Below are 18,381 nucleotides of genomic sequence, written 5' to 3' on the forward strand. Positions count from 1 at the left end.
CGGCCGCTGGACCGTGCGTCAGGGCCTGGACGCGGACGGCGACGACGGGATCGACGACGCGACGGCCGGATCGACGCACGACTTCGGCAAGGGCTCGGACCTCTCGTTCAGCTTCGCCCCGGGCGTGACCACGGTGATCGAACTGGCGCTGGACGGCGCCGAGGTCGATGTCCGCGACCGGCCTGATCTGGGCCTCGCCCCGCGCGACGTCGTCTGGCGCGGCGGCGCCCTGGACGCGACGATCCACTCGCTCGGATCGCGCGACGCCGGAGCGGCGAAACTGGTGCTGGAGGGCGCCGACGGCCGCCTCCTGGCCGAAGCCGCCATTCCGGCCTTGGCGGCGCCGAACGATCTGAAGGCTAAGACGGCCAAGGTCCGGATCACCCCGCCGAGGGGCGCGAGCCTGACCGGCGCCCGCCTCCGCGTCCTCTTCGACGGCGCCGAGATCGCCTTGGACAACAACAGCGCGGCCGTGCCCGCGCGGACCCGCTGAGGACGCCGCCTATGCTGACCCGCCGCGCCACCCTGCTGACCGGCCTCGCCGCCGCCGCCCTCGCCTCGCCCGTCTCCGCCCAGAACCGGCGCCGGGGCCCGGCCGACCCGCTCGTCCAGACACGGTATGGCCCGGTCACGGGCGTGACCAGCGACGGGATCGCGGTGTTCAAGGGACTGCGCTACGGCGCCTCGACCGCCGACCGGCGCTTCCGCCCGGCCCTGGCGCCGACGCCCTGGACCGATCCGGTGCGGGCGACGGACTACGGCGCGGCCAGCCCGCAGCGGGGTCGCGACGAGGTCCAGAGCCAGGACTGCCTCTTCCTCAACATCTGGACGCCCGGGACGGACGCCGGGAAGCGGCCGGTGATGGTCTATATCCACGGCGGCGCCTATTCGAGCGGGTCGGGCTCCAGCGATCTTTATGACGGCACGCGACTGGCCAAGCGCGGCGACGTGGTGGTGGTGACGTTGAACCACCGGCTCAACGTCTTCGGCTACGCCTATCTGGCGCCCCTCGTGCCGGGTCTCGAAGACAGCGGCAATGTCGGCCAGCTTGATCTGATCCTGGCCCTGCAATGGGTGCGGGACAATATCGCGGCCTTCGGCGGCGACCCGTCGCGCGTCATGCTGTTCGGCCAGTCGGGCGGCGGGGCCAAGATCGCCACCCTGATGGCCACCCCCGCCGCCTCCGGCCTGTTCCACAGCGCCGCCACCATGAGCGGCCAACAGGTCACGGCCTCCGGTCCGATCAACGCGCGGCGCCGCACCGAGACCTGGCTGAAGGCGCTGGGCTTGACGCCGGATCGCGCGGCCGAAACCCTGACGATGCCGCCGGAAAAGCTGCTCGAGGCCATGTCGGCCGAGGATCCGATCCTGGGCTTTGGCGGTCTCTATTTCGGGCCGGTGCTGGATTTCCGCAGCCTGCCGACCCACCCCTTCTATCCCGTCGCCTCGCCGGTGGGCCGCCATATCCCGATGATCATCGGCAATACGCGCGAAGAGACCCTCGGCTTCATGGGCAATGATCCGGCCAATGCGAACCTGACCTGGGAGACCCTGCCCGCTCGTCTGACACCGGGCGTGATGCGCATAGACATCGACCCGCCGACCATCATCGCCGGCTACCGCAGGATGCACCCCGACTGGACGCCGGATCAGGTGCTGATCGGCGCGACGACCGCCGGCCGGTCCTGGCGCGGCGCCGTCATCGAGGCGGAGGAACGGGCGAAGGCCGGCGCCCCCGCCTGGGTCTATCAGCTCGACTTCCCCGGTGAGATGGCGTCGGGCCGCAAGGGCGCCTTCCACACGGCCGACATCCCGCTGGTGTTCGACAATGTCGAGGCGGCCAGCTCGCGCACCCGGGGGCCGGGCGCCCAGCAGGTCGCCGACCGGATGAGCGACGCCTTCATCTCACTGGCGGCAAAGGGCGATCCCAACCACGCAGGCCTGGCGCGCTGGGACAGATACGAACTGCCGCGCCGCCAGACCATGCTGTTCGATGTCGAGAGCCGCATGGCCGACGACCCGCGCGGGGATCAGCGTGAGTTCTTCTCGATGATCCCCTATGTCCAGCCGGGAACATAAGCCGCAAGCCGCCGCCGCCAACCTTCCCAATCCGTCATCCTCGGGCTTGACCCGAGGATCGGAGGTTGACCGGGCCGTGCCTCGCCCCTGACGCCGTGCGGCAGACCGTCCGCCCCTCGGGTCAAGCCCGAGGGTGACGGGAAGTGCTATAGCTACGCTCTTACCGCTCCGCGCGCCGCGCCCACGCCCAATGCCGCCAGGGCCGAGGCCGCGATCTGTTCGGCGTTGAGGCCGGCGGCGGCGTACATGGCGGCGGGGCTGTCCTGATCCTGGAAGACGTCGGGCAGGTTCAGGGTGCGGACCTTCAAGCCCGCATCCAGCGCGCCCTTGGAGGCCAGAAGCTGCAGCACGAAGGCGCCGAAGCCGCCCATGGCGCCCTCCTCCACCGTGATGAGCGCCTCGTGCTCGCGCGCCAGACGCAGGATCAGGTCGGCGTCCAGCGGCTTGGCGAAGCGGGCGTCGGCGACGGTGGCCGAAACGCCGCGCGCGGCCAGCAGGTCGGCGGCCTTCAGCGTCTCCTGCAACCGGGTGCCCAGCGACAGCAGGGCGACCGAGGTCCCCTCGCGCACGATACGGCCCTTGCCGATCTCAAGAGGGGCGGCCAGCTCCGGGATCTCGACCCCGACGCCGTCGCCGCGCGGATAGCGGAAAGCGCTGGGCCGGTCGTCGATCTCCAGCGAGGTCGCGATCATGGCGGCCAGTTCGGCCTCGTCGGACGCGGCCATCAGCACCATGCCCGGCAGGGCGCCCATGAAGCCGATGTCGAACGACCCGGCGTGGGTCGCCCCATCGGCGCCGACCAGACCGGCCCGGTCCATGGCGAACCGCACGGGAAGGCTCTGGATGGCCACGTCGTGGACCACCTGGTCATAGCCGCGCTGGAGGAAGGTCGAATAGATGGCGCAGACAGGCTTGATCCCGTCCGCCGCCAGACCGGCCGCGAAGGTCACCGCATGCTGTTCGGCGATGCCGACGTCATAGGTGCGATCGGGATAGGCCTGGCCGAACAGGTCCAGACCCGTGCCCGAGGGCATGGCGGCGGTGATGGCGACGATCGACGGATCCAGCGCGGCCCGCTTGATCAGATCGGTCACGAACACCTTGGTGTAGCTGGGGGCGTTGGACACCGACTTGGCCTGCTTGCCCGAGACCACGTCGAACTTGACGACCGCATGCAGCTTGTCGGCGCTGCTTTCGGCGGGCGCATACCCCTTGCCCTTCTGGGTCACGACATGGACCAGAACCGGCCGATCGGTGATGGCCGCCGCGTTCTTCAGGATGGGCACGAGGTTGTCCATGTCGTGCCCGTCGATCGGGCCGATGTAGTAGAAGCCCAGTTCCTCGAACAAGGTGCCGCCCACGACCATGCCCCGGGCGTATTCTTCGGCCTTGCGCGCCGCGTTTCGGAACGGGCGCGGCATGTGCTGGGCCACCTTCTTTCCGAACTTGCGGAAGTTCTGGTAGGCGCCGCCCGAGACCTGTTTGGCCAGATAGGCGCTCATCCCGCCGACCGGGGGCGCGATCGACATGTCGTTGTCGTTGAGGATGACCATCAGCTGGCCGGCGGTCTCGGCGGCGTTGTTCATCGCCTCATAGGCCATCCCGGCGGACATGGAGCCGTCGCCGATGACGGCCACGACCTTGTTCGACCCGCCCTTCTGCTCGCGCGCCGCCGCGAAGCCGAGCGCCGCCGAGATCGAGGTCGAGGCGTGGGCCGCGCCGAAGGGGTCGTATTCGCTCTCCGAGCGCTTGGTGAAGCCCGACAAGCCGCCGCCCATGCGCAGGGTGCGGATGCGGTCACGCCGCCCGGTCAGGATCTTGTGCGGATAGCACTGGTGACCGACATCCCAGATCAGGATGTCGTTCGGGGTGTCGAACACATGGTGCAGGGCCACGGTCAGCTCGACCACCCCCAGACCCGCGCCCAGATGGCCGCCGGTCACCGACACGGCGTCGATGGTTTCAGCCCTCAGCTCGTCCGCCAGTTGGCGCAGCTGCGGAAGATCGAACTTCCGCATGTCGGCGGGGAGACGAACCTGATCGAGAAGCGGGGTGTCGGGCATATTACTCAGAAGTCGCAGGACGAACGGACGATCCCTTACGCCCACATTCCGGGACTGCGAAGGGCAACCGAAACGGGCGAGAGGCCGTCAGGACCGACGGTTTAGCACGAAGTCCACGCTGGCCTTGAGGTTTTCCGCGTCCGGACCGAAGACGGCGAGGCGATCACGGGCCTGATCGGCCAGATGCGCGACGCGATGCCGCGCCTGTTCCACGCCCAGAAGGGTCACGAAATTGGTCTTGCCCAGCGCCGCGTCCTTGCCGCCGGCCGCCTTGCCCATCTCCTCGGCCGAGCCTTCCACGTCCAGCAGGTCGTCGACGATCTGATAGGCCAGACCGATGTCGTCCGCGAACCCCATCAGGGCGTTGCGCTGGGCCTCGCGGGCCCGGGCGATGATGATGGGAATTTCGAAGGCGTGTGAGAACAGCGCGCCGGTCTTGAGCCGCTGCATCCGCGCCACGCCGCCCAGATCGTCGCGCACGCCCAGCAGGTCGATCATCTGGCCGCCCGCCATGCCCAGGGCGCCCGAGGCCCGGGCCAGCCGCAACGCAAGCTCGGCGCGGATCTCCGCGTCGTCGTGGGTGTCCTCGTCCAGCACGATCTCGAAGGCCGCGCTCTGCAGGGCGTCGCCGGCCAGCACCGCCGTCGCCTCGTCATACTGGCGGTGGACGGTCGGTCTTCCGCGCCGCACGTCGTCGTCGTCCATGCAGGGCAGGTCGTCGTGGACCAGGGAATAGGCGTGGATGCACTCAAGCGCGCAGGCGGCGCGCAGCACGGCGCCCTCGTCCGCGTCCAGCAACCGCCCGGCCTCCAGGGCGAAGAAGGGTCGCAGCCGCTTGCCCGGACCCAGCGCCGCATAGCGCATGGCCTCGGTCAGTTTCGCCTCCGGTCCCTCGCCCCGTGGCAACAGGCGGTCGAGGGCGATGGTGACCAGGTCCGCGACCTCGGCGACCCGGTCGATCACGGCCTGCTCGGGCGAGTTGGCGGCGCGTGGATTGGGGCTCAAAACAGCCTCCCGCCCACCACAGCGTCGCGATCGACGCCCACCAGCACGACCTCGCCGTCCGCGTCCGGGAAGCCGAGGGTCAAAACCTCGGACATGAAGGGGCCGATCTGGCGCGGCGGGAAGTTGACCACGGCGGCCACCAGCCGGTCCTGAAGCTGTTCCAGGGTGTAGTGTTTGGTGATCTGGGCCGAGGACCGCTTCACGCCTATCTTGGGGCCGAAGTCGATGGTCAGCTTGAAGGCGGGCTTGCGCGCCTCCGGAAACGGCTCGGCCTTCGCCACCCGGCCGATGCGGATGTCGACCTTCATGAAGTCGTCGTAGACGATCCTCGGCGCGACGGGCGCGTCGATAATCGGCGTCATCAGCCGAACTCGGCCGGTTCGACGCCCTTCGCCGAACCGTCGGGGCCGACGACGATCTTCTCGACGCGGAGCTGGGCGGCCTTCAGCCGATCCTCGCAGTGGGCTTTCAGACGCGCGCCCTCCTCATAGAGGGTGATCGATTCCTCCAGCGGCGCCTGGCCGGATTCCAGGCGGGAGACGATGGTCTCCAGCCGGGCGAGGGCGTCTTCGAAGCTCAGGTCGGCGATCTTGGCGGCGGCGTCGGTCATGGCGCGGACCCTAATGGCCGCGCCGCCCCGGTTCAACGCTCAATCCCGGCCACAAGAGGTCAGGGTTGTGGAACGGCCACGGCCTCGACGCGGCGGGCGGAGACGATGCGGATGCGCGGCTCCAGCATCTGGCCGACCATGAAGCCCTCGCCCTCGGTCGGGGACTTGGGCGCCGCCAGGATCTGGCGCACCACATCCATGCCGTCGATCACCCGGCCGAAGACGGCGAAGCCGGGATCGCCCGGAGCGCTGCGGTTGGCGTCCAGGGTCGAGACATTGCCGACGATGATGAAGAAGTCACCGGTCGCCGAGCCCGGTTCGTTGCGGGCCATGGAGATCGCCCCGTCCGTGTGGCTGAGGCGGGTCTCGCTGGTCGGCTCATGGGCGATGGGCGGCAGGACGCGATCGGGCGCATTCTGCGTCCCGCCCTGGATCAGGCCGAGGTTCGGACCCAGGACCATGGAGCGGTAGAAGTCGGTCCCGTCGAACCGCTTCTCTTCGACATAGCGCAGGAAGTTGGCGGCGGTGATCGGAGCCGAGGGATCGAGGGCGATGACGATGTTCCCGGCTGTGGTTTCCACCAAGACCCGGTCGCGAACATCAGCGGCGGCGGCGGCGGCGGTCGCGGGCGTAGGGGGCGTCGTCTGCGCCGACACCGGCGACGTGGCCAGGCCGAGGATCAGAAGCGGAAGGACCGAAAGCCATATTCGCCGAAGCATCGCGCCCTCCTATTTCGCCTCAGACCTTCTCGAACCGGCGCTGGGACCAGTATTTGAATCCCTGATTGGCCGTCAGCCGCCAGCCGCGCGCCTTCAGGGCCACGCCCACCATATGGTTGAAGTAGCCGTGGGCGAAGACGACGACCTCCCGACCGTCGGCCGCCGCCGCGATCAGCCGATCCGCCGCCTGTTCGGCGCGTGCCTCGGCCTGGACGCGTGTCTCCTGGCCGCCATGGTTGTTGAAGACGTGCCACCAGAAGCGTGAGACCACGCCCCAGAACCTCGGCGACAGCTTGATCCACTCGGGCAGGGGCGGCGGCGGCAGGGGCGCCTCGATGAACAGAGGCTCCACCAGAACCTCTCGCCCCGGGGCCGCCAGGGCCGCCGATTCGCGCGCGCGGGGGCGGCTCGACGAGATCAGGGTTCCCGAGGCGACGGCCGTCTCGGACAGGGCGTCGGGCGCCGTCTGGCCGGGAAACAGACCCAGCCGCTCATACTCGGCCCACCAGCGGCCATAGCCCTGCGCCGTCAGAAGGCACTTGCGCGACAGGGCGGGCTTTCCGTGCCGGGTCAGGATGATCGCCCCGGGACGTGCGGCGACAGCGGGAGCGGGGGTCGAGGACGAAGGCAGGGTCATGGCGCGAGGCGGCAGACGACGATCAGGTCGACGGCGTCACTCAATCCTCCCTTACGCCTGAACACGGTCGCCGGCCGGCGCTCCTGCCACGGTCGTAAACGGGCGGGCGCCCCGACACAAGCCGATGTGGGTCGCCGGATCAGACCGCCATGCGGCGCTCGACCGGCGCGGCGTCGATCGCGGCCGGGTCATTGGCGGCGCGGAAGGCGATGACGTCCTCCAGCGGCATGGGCGTGGCGAAATGGAAGCCCTGCAGGAGGTCGCAGTTCAGCAGTTGCAGCAGGCGGGCCTGCCAGTCGGTCTCGACGCCCTCGGCCACGACCTGAAGATCCAGGCTGTGACCCAGGTCGATCACCGACCTCATGATCTGGGTCGCCTGCTGGCGCTGATCCAGGTTGCGCAGGAAGGACTTGTCGATCTTCATCCCGTCGAACTCGAAGTTCTGGAGATAGGACAGGCTGGAATAGCCCGTGCCGAAATCATCGAGATAGACCTTGATGCCCAGGTTCCGCAGTTGGCTGATGGTCCGCTTGGCCGCCTCCATGTGCGAGATCAGGACGCCTTCGGTGATCTCGATATAGAGGGACGAGGGCTTGACCTTGGCCGCCAGCATCTTGTCGGCGATCATCTGGGCGAACTGGCTGTGACGGAAGTGTAGCGGCGAGATATTGATGCCGACCGGCACGTCGCCCAGGACGGCGGCGGCCTCGAGCGCGCGGTCGATGACCCAGTTCGACAATTCGATGATCTGGCCGCTCTCTTCCGCGATCGGGACCAGCACGCCGGGCGACACATTTCCCAGCCGGGGCGACTTCCAGCGCAGAAGGGCCTCGACGCTCCTGAGCTCGCCCGTGCGGGCGCTGACCAGGGGCTGGAAATGCAGCGACAGCTCATTTTCCTGCATGGCCTTTGACAGTTCGCTGCGGATCGCCACCCGGCTCGACATCCGCTCCTCCATCACGTCATCGAAGACGCGATAGGTGTTTATGCCGGCGCTCTTGGCCTCGTACATGGCCAGATCGGCGCGCTTGAGCAGGTCGTCGCCGTCGTCATAGGCCAGATTGCCGTAAGCGATGCCGATGGCCGTCCCGGTCTGGACCAGTTGGCCCTCCAGCAGGAAGGGTTGTTTCAGGCTCTCGGCGATGGCGGTCGCACAGGCCTCGGGCGTCACCTCGCGCGTGACCGGCAGGATGGCCGCGAACTCGTCGCCGCCCATCCGGGCCACCGAGACGGCGCCGGGAAGATTCTCGGTCAGACAGAGGGCCACCTGGCCCAGCAACAGATCCCCGACCGTGTGGCCCAGGCTGTCGTTGATCTCCTTGAACCGGTTCAGATCGAAGAACAGAATGGCCAACTCGCCCTGAACATGGTCGCGGCTGCGTTCGGCCAGGACGTTGTTGAACGCCACCCGGTTCATCAGCCCGGTCAGGGGATCGGAGTGGGCCTTGACGTCCAGCCGCGCGCCCTCGCGCGACAGGCGCCGGTTCTCGACCGCCAGGGAGAGGTGGTGGGCCGGTCGTGGAACTCGGCGCCGACTTCATGGTCAACGACGGCTACGGCCTGTTCGTCGAACTGAAGAAGGGCTGGCTCGAGACCACCGCCACCGGCAACGTCAATCCTGTCGCCGGCCCGGCTCTCGCCGGCGCTCCGGTCGTCGGCGAGGCCGAGATCGGCCCTTGGGTCTTCTCCATGGGCGCGACCTTCAAGTTCTGATCCGGCAGGATCAGCCCAAACCGTCAGGGCGGGCGTCGCAAGGCGCCCGCCCTCTTCGTTTGCGCAGTTGCTCCTACGTCAACCGCAGTCGGCGCTAGTCTGTCCGAAAAGGGAGACCGCCATGTCCGACGCGAACCGCCGCCTGATGACGCTGAAGTCTGATCCTGGTGCGACCCTGGTCGAACCGGTCGCCGCGCCGGAAGCCGCAGAGGGCGAGGTGGTGCTGGCGCTGGACCGGTTCTCCCTGACCACCAACAACATCACCTATGCCGCCTATGGCGACGCCATCGGCTACTGGAAGGTGTTTCCGACCGGGCGCGACGACTACGGGATGATGCCGGTCTGGGGCTTCGCCGACGTGGTCGCCAGCCGCGCCGAGGGGATCGAGGTCGGGGCGCGTGTGTTCGGCTATTTCCCGATCGCCGACACGCTTGTGGTCCAGGCGGAGAAGGTTTCGCGCGGCGGGTTCGCCGACGCCTCGCCCTGGCGCAAGGCCGTGCCGGACATCTACAACCGCTATGTCCTGTGCGCCGCCGACCGCCACTACGACCCGGCGCTGGAAAACGCCGAAGCGATCTTCCGGCCCCTGTTCGTCACCTCCTATACGGCCGTCGACTTCCTCCGGGACAACGGCTTCTTCGGCGCCAGACGCATCGTCGTCTCCAGCGCCTCGTCCAAGACGGCCTATGGCGCGGCCTGGGCGATGGCGGGCGATGATGTCGAGGTCGTCGCCCTGACCAGCGCGCGCAACCGCGCCTTCGTCGCGGGCCTGGGCGCCTATGCCTCGGTCCATGCCTATGACGAGATCGAGAGCCTGCCGACCGGGGTTCCAACTCTTTATCTCGATCTGGCCGGCGATCCGGTCCTGCGCCGGCGGGTGCATGCGCGGTTTGGCGACGACCTGACCTACGACTGCCTCGTGGGCTCTACCCTGGGCGACGCCTTCCCGACCGACGACCCGGAACTGGTCGGCCCCAGGCCGAAGTTCTTCTTCGCCGCCACCACCCTGGACCGCCACCGCGAGCGCGGGACGCTGCATGCCTTCCACGAACGCTTCCTGGCCGATCAAAAGACCTTCTTCGAACACGTGGTCGATCCGACCAATCCATGGATCCGCATCGTCGCGCACCAGGGCCTCGACGCCGCCGCCGCCGTCATCCGCGCCCTCGCCGACCACGGCGGCGACCCGGCCGAGGGCGCCGTCGTTCGCATCGCGCGCTGACACACACATTGCTCCCCCGGCCGTTCCATCGCATCTATCGGCGATGAGCATTCCCGTCCGCCCGAACCGCAGCCAGTTGTCCGTTCCGGCCTCGTCGATGCGCTTCATCGAGAAGGCGGCGGCCAGCGCGGCGGATGTCGTCTTCCTCGATCTGGAGGACTCCGTCGCCCCGGACGACAAGGCGGCGGCCCGCGCCAACGCCGCCCGGGCGGTCGGCGCGTTCGACTGGGGCGAAAAGACCCTGTCGGTCCGGGTCAACGCCTGGGACACGGTCTGGACGTATCGCGACGTGATCGAGGTGCTGACCGGCGCCTCGGACCGGCTGGACCTCCTGATGCTGCCGAAGGTCCACCGGGCCGCCGACGTCCATGCCCTCGCCGCCCTCGTCGGTCAGGTCGAGGCGGATCTGGGTCGCACGAAGCCCGTCGGTCTGGAGCTCATCATCGAGAGCGCCGAGGGGCTGATGAATGTCGAGGCCATCGCCGCCGCCAGCTCGCGCATCGAGGCGCTGCACTATGGCCCCGGCGACTACGCCGCCTCGACCGGCGCCCGGACCACGGCCATCGGCGAGGGCATCGCCGCCTATCCGGGCGATCCCTGGCACTATCCCCTGTCGCGCCTGCTGGTCGTCGGCCGGGCCCATGGCCTGAGGGTGCTGGACGGACCCTGGTCAGCCCATGCCGATCTCGAGGGGCTGGCGACCGCCGCCGCCCGCACGGCGGCGCTGGGCTTCGACGGGAAATGGGCCATCCATCCGGGCCAGATCGAGACGATCAACGCCGCCTACAGCCCGCCCGAGGCCGAGGTCGAACAGGCCCGCCGCATCCTCGACGCCATGACACAGGCCGCCGCCGAAGGCCGGGGCGCGGCGACGCTGGACGGGCGGATGATCGACGTCGCTTCCATCCGTCAGGCCGAGGCCCTGGTGAAGAAGGCCGAACGCACGACCTGACTCCTGCGGCTTGACGAGCCGCAATGTTATCTCATAACACTGGCGAACCCTCCCAAGGATTTCGCCTAATGTCTGCTTTGCGTCCCTTCCTCCTCACCGCCGTCGCCGCCTCCGCCCTCGCGGGCGGCGCCCATGCCCAGACCAGCCCCGCTTCACAGCCGGTCGACCGGGTCGAGGACGTCATCGTCACCGCCGCCCCCTACGGCATCAGCCAGCGGGCCACGACCATCGCCACCGACGTGCTGGACGAGGAGTATCTTGCCACCGCCCCCGCCGCCTCGCTGGGCGATCTTGTCGCGGGTCAGCCGGGCATGCGTTCAACGGACTTCGCCCCCGGCGCCAGCCGTCCGGTGATCCGGGGCCTCAGCGGCCCGCGCGTGCAGGTTTTGACCAACGGCATCGGCCTGATCGACGCCTCCTCGGTCTCGCCCGACCACGCGGTCGCCACCGACCCGGCCGAGGCCAACCGGATCGAGATCATTCGCGGCCCCGCCACCCTGATCTACGGCGGCTCGGCCATCGGCGGCGTGGTCAATGTGCTGGACGACCGCATCCCGACCGAACAGCCCGAAGGCGGGGTCGACGGCGTCTTCTCGACCCAGGTCTCCAGCGTCGACAACGGTCGCGGCGGCTTCGGCCGGGTGACCGTCGGCGCTGGATCCTTCGCCTTCACCCTGGACGGGGTGCGCCGGACGACGGACGACTATGACATTCCCGCCCCCGCCCTGTCGCGTCGCCTGGCCGAGGCCGAAGGCGTCGCACGCGGCGACGAGACCAAACAGCCCAACAGCGCCACGGACCTGACGGCCTGGGGCGTCGGCGGCGCCTGGATCGGGGACAAGGGCTTCCTCGGCCTGTCCTACAAGACCACCGACAGCGAATACGGCACGGTCGCGGAACCGACGGTCTTCATCGACCTGAACCAGGACCGCTATGACCTGCGGGGCGAATACCGGTTCGACCAGGGCCCGCTGCAAGCCGTGCGCGGTTCGGTCGGCCACGCCACCTATACCCACACCGAGTTCGAGGATGTCGGCGAGCCCGGCACCATCTTCAACTCCGACGGGACCGAGGCGCGACTGGATCTGGTTCAGCGCGTTCGCGACGGCTGGAACGGCGCCTGGGGCGTCCAGGGACTGGACCGTACCTTCGAGGCGATCGGCGAGGAGGCCTTCGTGCCCACCTCCGACATCTCCGAAATCGGCGTCTATACGGTCCAGCGGCTGGACCGCGCCGGATGGGGCGTCGAGGGCGGCCTGCGCTTCGACCGTCGCGAACTGTCGGCCACCCCGATCGGCGGGGCCAGCGAGGTGACGCGCAGCTTCGACAACTGGTCCGCCTCGGTGGCCGGCTTCCTCCGACCCGCGCCTGGCCTGTTTCTCGGCCTCAGCCTGGCCCGCAACGAGCGCGCCCCCAGCGAGGTCGAGTTGTTCGCCGACGGCGTCCACATCGCCACGGCTGTCTATGAGACCGGCGACGTCGATCTGGACAAGGAAAAGGTCACCACCCTGGAAGGCACCGTCCACTACGACCGGGGCCCCTTCACCGGCGACCTGCACGTCTACCACTCCTGGTACGACGGCTTTATCGACGAGCGGCCCACCGGCGCCGACTTCTATTTCGAGGAGGAGGACGAGTTCTTCCCCATCTTCCAGTTCGTCCAGACCGACGCCACCTTCAAAGGGTTCGAGCTGGAAGGCGCCTATGCCCTGTGGGAGAGCGGCGACCGCAAACTGTCACTGGAAGGCTCGGCTGACTATGTCCGCGCCGACACCGACCTGGGCCCCGCCGCCCGCATCCCGCCGTGGTCGGTGACCGCCGGCCTGAGCTGGACCACCGCTCGCTACGACGTCTCCGGCGAGGTGCGCCATGTGGCCGAACAGGACCGCGTAGCCGAGGGCGAACTGCCGACCGACGCCTATACGATGGTCAATCTGAAGGCCGCCTTCCGGCCCCTGGCGGACCGCAACGTCACGGTCTTCGCCGAGGCGCACAACCTGACCGACGAGGAGGCGCGCGAGCACGTCTCCTTCCTCAAGGACATCGCCCCCCTGCCCGGCCGCAACATCCGGGTCGGCGTCGCCTATCGGTTCTAGACAAGAAGGGGCCGGACGCGTCCTGCGACACGTCCGGCCCAGTAGACCCCCGGAGCCGGTCTCCGGAGGAGTCCGGTCAGACCGAAGTCAGAACTTCGAGCGCAGGGTCACGCCATAGGTGCGCGGCGCGCCGAGGAAGGCGTTGTAAACGCTGATGGCGTCATTGTTCTCGTCCACCTGGAACGGGCCGTTGAAGCCGACCTGCAGATAGTCCTGGTCGAACAGGTTCTGGGCCCAGGCCTCGATGGACCAGCGGTCGTCCTCCGCGCCGAAGCCGATGCGGGCGTTCACCAGAGTATAGGCTTTCTGGAACTTGGACGGATGCAGGTCCGAGCCGGTGTTGTAGTCACCCATGTACTTGGCCGAGACATTGCCCCGGATCTTCAGCCCGCCGCCGATCGACCGCTCGTAGGAGGTGGCCAGGGACGCCGACCATTCCGGGGCGAAGGACAGCTGGGCGCCGGGCAGGCGACGCAGGCTGTTGAACCGGCTGGGAACCAGCAGGTCGGCGGCGGTGAAGTTGCTGATCGTGGTTTCCGCCATGGTCACCCCGCCCTGGAAGGACAGGCCCTCGACCGGCGGGAACCAGACCATGTCGAGGTCGAAGCCCTTGGAGATCACCTCCGGCAGGGTTTCGACGATGAAGGCCGTGCCCACGAAGGTGTTGAGCTGGAAGTCCTCATAGGTCTGGTGGAAGGCCGCGCCGTTCAGCGACATGGCGCCGTCGAACAGCCTCAGCTTCATGCCCGCCTCGAACGAGTCGACATATTCGCCGCGGAAGGCGGTGTTGGGGTCGGCGGTGAAGTTCGGCCCCGTCGCCGTGATGAAGATGGCCTGCTCGCGATCCAGGTTGAACCCGCCCGCCTTGAAGCCACGCGAGTAGGAGACGTAGCCCATGGCCCCTTCGGTGAAGTCGTACTTCAGCTTCAGCGTGCCGGTGACCCCGTCCTCCGAGCGCTCCTGGGTGAAGGCGCCGAGCGCGTCGAAGTCATCGTTCTGGCTGTTCAGGCACAGGCCGCCGACGATGGTCTGGGCCGTCGCCGCGCCCAACAGGCCGGCCAGGGTCGCATAGCGGGCCTCGCCCTGATCGCAGGACGCGCCGGTGGTGTTGTATCGGGCGTTCAGCGTCTTGTCGTCCACCGTCCAGCGCGCCCCGATGTTCAGGGTCAGCTTCGACGTCAGGGCGGCGTTTATGTCGGCGAAGACGGCGAAGGTCTCGCCGGATTGGTCATAGGCGTCGCGGCTGCCGTTGCCCTGCTGGAAAATGGTGCCGGGCGTCAGGCCGACGAGGGCCGGCACGCCGCTGAGCACCCGCCCGGCGAAGTAGGCGTAGTAGTCCGAGCCGTAGAGCAGGGCCGAGCCGCTCTCCAGATCCTCCTTGGCGTAGAAGGCGCCCATCAGCCAGTCGATCGGCCCGGACGATCCGGCCAGCCGCACCTCCTGCGAGAACTGTTTGAAGTCGGTGAAGTTGGAGCCGTCGCTGGGACGATAGACCAGATCGGCCGAGGTGAAGTCGCTGTCCTGACCGCTGACGATGTTCCACGACCGGGCCGCCGTGATCGAGGTCAGGCTGACGTTCGGCGTCAGGTCGAAGTCGAGCTGCAGCGAGACGCCCTTGTCCTCGATGTCCTGGGTGGTGTCGCGGTTGCTGCGCGCCTGGCGGTCGAACGGGGTGGCGACGGTGTCGACCGACCCGGGCCGCACGAGGTTGATCAGGGCCGCGCGCGAATTCGCCGCCTGACCGACGAACAGCTGGGTCGCGGCGCAGCAGTTCTCTTCACGCTTCGAATAATCGACGATCAGGCGCGCCGACAGCCGGTCGCTGGGCAGCCAGAGCAACTGGCCGCGGGCGGTCCAGAAGTCCTGGTCGTTGTCCTCGTTCAGGGTGCGCGGCCCCGGGCCGGTGGAGACGTCCATGAAGCCGTCGCGGGTGCGGCGGGCGACATAGAAGCGTCCGGCCAGTTGGTCGCCGATGATCGGGCCGGTCACCGAGGCCGAACCGCCCATGGCCCCATAGTTGCCGGCGGTCAGTTCGGCGTTGGCGCCGAAGGTGAAGGACGGACGCTGGGTCAGGATGTTGATGACCCCGGCCGAGGCGTTCTTGCCGAAGACGGTCCCTTGGGGCCCCTTCAGCACCTCGATCCGCTCCAGCTCGCCCAGGTCGCCGAAGCCGACTCCGTTGCGCGGGCGATAGACGCCGTCGATGGTCACCAGCACCGAGCTTTCCAGCCCCGGGTTGTCGCCGACGGTGCCGACGCCGCGCACGCGAGCGGTGGTGATCGCCTCGTTCGAGGTGGAGGTGACGGTCAGGCCGGGCGTCAGGATCTGCAGATCCTTGATGTCCTTGACGCCTGCGTCGGTCAGCAGCTGTTCGCTGATGGCGGTGACGACCGACGGCACGTCCTGAAGGCTCTGCTCTCGCTTGTTGGCGGTGACGATGATGTCATCGACCGAGGTGGGCTGGTCCTGCTGGGCGGCGGCGGTTCCGGCGGCCAGTGCGGCGATGGCGAAGGCGGCGAGCGATACGCCGGTCCGAAGCCGTTGATGGGTCCTCATGATAGTCTTCCTCCCTCTGTGCGGTTTGTCCGCTGTTGTCTGGTTACGCAGGTACTGAAGCTCTCTGGCCGCGCCCTCCCCGAGCGCGGTCAGTTCACGAAGGCGACGATCGACTCCGCGAATTGGGGGTTGCTGCACACGCCCAGATGCGTGCCCGGCAGAATGATGAGTTCGGCGTCCGGCAGGGCGTCGGCGAGCCGCTGCGGATGGCGCGCCAGCGGGTCCGCGTCGCCCACGACCAGCCGGGTCGGGACGCGGATCTGGTCCAGCGCTATGGGCGCGGCGTGCATCGATCGAGCCTGCGCCGCCAGGGCCTTCAGATGTCCGCCGGTGCGTTCGGCGAAGATGCGGAACTCGGCCACGCCCGGATGCATGTCCGCCGGACGCTCGTCGGCCTCCAGCGCCGCGATCAGGGCTCCGGGCGGCAGGAGCCGGGTCTCGACGCCGCCCAGATCGATCACCGCCTCGCCGACGCCGCCGATCCACAGCCGACGCACGCGCGCGTCGCCCGAGGCGAAGATCAGGGCGGTCACAGCCCCCATCGAATAGCCGGCCAGATCGACCTGCTCCACGCCCAGATGGTCGAGCAACTCGCCGACATCCCGGGCCAGCTGGACCTCCCCATAGAGGGCTGGATCGGTCGGGGCGTCCGAGGCGCCGTGGCCCCGGGCGTCGATGGCGATGACCTGACGCCCCGCATCCAGCAGGGCCTGAACCACGCCCGTTCCGTGCCAGTTCAGCAGGGCGCTGGCGGCGAAGCCGTGGTGCAGGAAGACCGGCGGCCGGTCGCCCGCCTCGCCCCAGACGAAGTAGTTCAGGCGAACGCCGTCCGAGGCCCTGAACTCAGGCATCGACCAGACCTCCATCCAGCTCGGCGGTGGAAGCCGGGGTCAGGGCGATGAAGCGGCGCAGGTGCGGCTCGACCCCGCCCAACTGCTGTTCGATCACCGAGGCGCGTTTGAAGTAGTGGCTCAGCGCCAACTCATCGGTCATGCCGATGCCGCCGTGGGTCTGGACCGCCGCCTGGCTGACGAAGCGCAGGGCGCGCGCGACCCCGACCTTGGCCGCCGAGGCCATTCGCGCCCGCTCGGCCGCCGGGGCGTCGAGATGGAGCGTGGCCATATAGGTCAGGGATGTCGCCAGCTCGACGGCGGCGAAGGTGTCCGCCAGCCGGTGTTGCAGCACCTGGAACTGGCCGATCGGCCGACCGAACTGCTTCCGTTGCTTCACATAGTCGAGCGTCTGGTCATGGAGCTGCGACAGGACTCCCACAGCTTCCGCACACTGGGCGGCGACGGCCTCGTCCAGGGCCGGGGCGATGACGCCGTCGAAGGCGTCCTCTGCCAGCAGGGCGTCGGCCGGGAGGACCAGCCCGTCGAAGGCGACCTCCGCCGCGCGGCGACCGTCTACGGTCGGATAGGGTCGGATCGAAAGCCCCTCTCCCGCCGTCGCGACCTCGATCAGGAACAGGCCGATCCCGGCCTCGTCCGTCGCTGAGCCCGAAGTCCGGGCCGTGACGATCAGATGGGTCGCCCACGGCGCGGCCGACACCACCGCCTTGGCGCCGTCCAGCCGCCAGCCGTCGCCGTCACGCCGAGCCGTGGTCTCGACCCGTAGCAGGGTGTGACGACCCGCCGCCTCCTCATGGGCGAAGGCGACGATGGCCTGACCCTCGGCGATGGAAGCCATCAGGGCCTCGGCCCGTGCCCCGCCCGCCCGTTTCAGCAGGCCGACGCCGAGCACGGCCGTCTCCAGATAGGGCTCCAGCGCCAGCGACCGACCGATGGCGCGCATGACGATCATGGCCTCCACCCCGCCGCCGCCGAGGCCGCCGGCGTCCTCGGGGATCAGGGCGCCCAGAACGCCCAACTCCTCCGCCAGGGCTTTCCACACCTCGGGCCGCCAGCCGGCCTCGGAGGCGACGGCGCCGCGCCGTGTGTCGAGGTCATAGACCGCCGTCAGATAGCCGTTCACCGCATCGGCCAGCAGGGTCTGTTCCTCGGAAAAGTCGAGATCCATCGTCAGAGCCCCAGAACCATCTTGGCGATGATGTTGCGCTGGATCTCGTTCGAGCCGCCGAAGATCGAGGTCTTGCGCATGTTGAAATAGGTCGGCGCCGCGCGGCTGGCCCAGACGGGCCCGACCGGACCCAGATTGCCGGATCGAATGGCCCGTCCGTCCGGCAGGGCGTAGGCGCCGACGGCCTCAACCACCAGTTCGGTCAGCCGCTGCTGCACCTCCGTGCCCTTGATCTTGAGGAGGGAGGATTCCGGCCCCGGCCCCTTGCCCGAGCTCTCGCGCGCCAGCGTGCGCAGTTCGGTGTATTCCAGCGCCAGAAGTTCGATCTCGAGGTCGGCCAGCTTCCTCTGGAAGATGGGATCGTCGGCCAGCCCCTCGGCCTCGGCGACGGCGCGCAGCTTGATCAGGGCGTTCTTGGACGCCGCGACGCCGGCGATATTGGTCCGCTCATGGGCCAGCAGGAATTTGGCGCAGGTCCAGCCCTTGTTCTCTTCATGGATGCGGTTTTCGACCGGGACGCGCACGTCCTCCAGCCAGACCTCGTTGACCTCGTGGGCGCCGTCCAGGGTGATGATCGGCCGTACGGTGACGCCCGGGGTCTTCATGTCGATCAGCAGGAAGCTGATCCCCTCCTGGGCCTTGGCGTCGGGATCGGTGCGGACGAGGAAGAAGCCCCAGTCGGCGTATTGCGCCAGGGTGGTCCAGGTCTT

Annotated in this window: 16 protein-coding genes and 1 pseudogene; 6 read left to right on the top strand and 11 right to left on the bottom strand. The window is 68.6% G+C overall.

Annotated elements, in window-relative coordinates:
• Both ACT6QK_RS11860 and ACT6QK_RS11865 read left to right on the top strand, forming a co-directional pair.
• Window positions 1-493: pseudogene (locus ACT6QK_RS11860) on the top strand (LamG-like jellyroll fold domain-containing protein); the annotation flags it as partial.
• 11 nt (window positions 494-504) lie between these two features.
• Window positions 505-2,079, top strand: a complete 1,575-nt coding sequence (locus ACT6QK_RS11865) for a carboxylesterase/lipase family protein (RefSeq protein WP_444598032.1) — start codon at window positions 505-507, stop codon at window positions 2,077-2,079.
• 152 nt (window positions 2,080-2,231) lie between these two features.
• Here ACT6QK_RS11865 and dxs read toward each other — a convergent pair whose 3' ends face one another.
• The 7 genes from dxs to ACT6QK_RS11900 all read right to left on the bottom strand — a co-directional run bounded on the left by dxs (window position 2,232) and on the right by ACT6QK_RS11900 (window position 8,611).
• Window positions 2,232-4,142, bottom strand: a complete 1,911-nt coding sequence (dxs, locus tag ACT6QK_RS11870; RefSeq protein WP_444598033.1) for a 1-deoxy-D-xylulose-5-phosphate synthase — start codon at window positions 4,140-4,142, stop codon at window positions 2,232-2,234.
• Window positions 4,143-4,229: 87 nt separating this feature from the next.
• Window positions 4,230-5,147 (bottom strand): polyprenyl synthetase family protein, encoded by a 918-nt coding sequence (locus ACT6QK_RS11875; RefSeq protein WP_444598034.1) that lies wholly within the window; start codon window positions 5,145-5,147, stop codon window positions 4,230-4,232.
• A complete protein-coding gene (locus ACT6QK_RS11880) occupies window positions 5,144-5,509 on the bottom strand; it encodes a tRNA-binding protein (RefSeq protein ID WP_444598035.1) in 366 nt (121 codons plus the stop codon). Before ACT6QK_RS11880 ends, ACT6QK_RS11875 begins: the two co-directional genes overlap by 4 nt.
• Complete coding sequence (locus ACT6QK_RS11885; protein WP_444598036.1) at window positions 5,509-5,757, bottom strand: exodeoxyribonuclease VII small subunit; 249 nt, start codon at window positions 5,755-5,757, stop codon at window positions 5,509-5,511. Before ACT6QK_RS11885 ends, ACT6QK_RS11880 begins: the two co-directional genes overlap by 1 nt.
• A 59-nt stretch (window positions 5,758-5,816) precedes the next feature.
• Window positions 5,817-6,476 carry a peptidylprolyl isomerase gene (locus ACT6QK_RS11890; protein ID WP_444598037.1) on the bottom strand — a complete coding sequence of 220 codons (660 nt, stop codon included), beginning with the start codon at window positions 6,474-6,476 and terminating at the stop codon, window positions 5,817-5,819.
• Window positions 6,477-6,495: 19 nt separating this feature from the next.
• Complete coding sequence (locus tag ACT6QK_RS11895) at window positions 6,496-7,113, bottom strand: histidine phosphatase family protein (RefSeq protein ID WP_444598038.1); 618 nt, start codon at window positions 7,111-7,113, stop codon at window positions 6,496-6,498.
• 139 nt (window positions 7,114-7,252) lie between these two features.
• Complete coding sequence (locus tag ACT6QK_RS11900; protein ID WP_444598047.1) at window positions 7,253-8,611, bottom strand: putative bifunctional diguanylate cyclase/phosphodiesterase; 1,359 nt, start codon at window positions 8,609-8,611, stop codon at window positions 7,253-7,255.
• Window positions 8,612-8,631: 20 nt separating this feature from the next.
• On the opposite strand from ACT6QK_RS11900, the gene ACT6QK_RS11905 reads away from it, so the two are divergent.
• From ACT6QK_RS11905 to ACT6QK_RS11920, 4 genes are all read left to right on the top strand, one after another.
• Window positions 8,632-8,826 carry a hypothetical protein gene (locus ACT6QK_RS11905; RefSeq protein ID WP_444598039.1) on the top strand — a complete coding sequence of 65 codons (195 nt, stop codon included), beginning with the start codon at window positions 8,632-8,634 and terminating at the stop codon, window positions 8,824-8,826.
• Window positions 8,827-8,947: 121 nt separating this feature from the next.
• Entirely contained in the window at window positions 8,948-10,048 is a 1,101-nt protein-coding gene (locus ACT6QK_RS11910) for a DUF2855 family protein (RefSeq protein WP_444598040.1), read from the top strand.
• Between the two features lie 43 nt (window positions 10,049-10,091).
• Entirely contained in the window at window positions 10,092-11,000 is a 909-nt protein-coding gene (locus ACT6QK_RS11915) for an HpcH/HpaI aldolase/citrate lyase family protein (protein ID WP_444598041.1), read from the top strand.
• A 68-nt stretch (window positions 11,001-11,068) separates the two neighbouring features.
• On the top strand, window positions 11,069-13,096 hold the full coding sequence (locus ACT6QK_RS11920) for a TonB-dependent receptor (protein WP_444598042.1): 2,028 nt from the start codon (window positions 11,069-11,071) through the stop codon (window positions 13,094-13,096).
• A gap of 87 nt (window positions 13,097-13,183) precedes the next feature.
• On the opposite strand, the gene ACT6QK_RS11925 is transcribed toward ACT6QK_RS11920, so the two are convergent.
• The 4 genes from ACT6QK_RS11925 to ACT6QK_RS11940 form a co-directional block, all read right to left on the bottom strand.
• Entirely contained in the window at window positions 13,184-15,652 is a 2,469-nt protein-coding gene (locus ACT6QK_RS11925; protein ID WP_444598043.1) for a TonB-dependent receptor, read from the bottom strand.
• Between the two features lie 89 nt (window positions 15,653-15,741).
• Window positions 15,742-16,503: an alpha/beta fold hydrolase gene (locus ACT6QK_RS11930; protein ID WP_444598044.1), complete on the bottom strand. Its 762-nt coding sequence runs from the start codon at window positions 16,501-16,503 to the stop codon at window positions 15,742-15,744.
• A complete protein-coding gene (locus tag ACT6QK_RS11935) occupies window positions 16,496-17,671 on the bottom strand; it encodes an acyl-CoA dehydrogenase family protein (RefSeq protein WP_444598045.1) in 1,176 nt (391 codons plus the stop codon). Before ACT6QK_RS11935 ends, ACT6QK_RS11930 begins: the two co-directional genes overlap by 8 nt.
• A gap of 2 nt (window positions 17,672-17,673) precedes the next feature.
• Window positions 17,674-18,381: acyl-CoA dehydrogenase family protein (locus tag ACT6QK_RS11940; protein WP_444598046.1), on the bottom strand; the 708-nt coding region annotated here is incomplete at its 5' end.

This window comes from Brevundimonas sp. (assembly GCF_052436175.1).
Lineage (GTDB): Bacteria > Pseudomonadota > Alphaproteobacteria > Caulobacterales > Caulobacteraceae > Brevundimonas.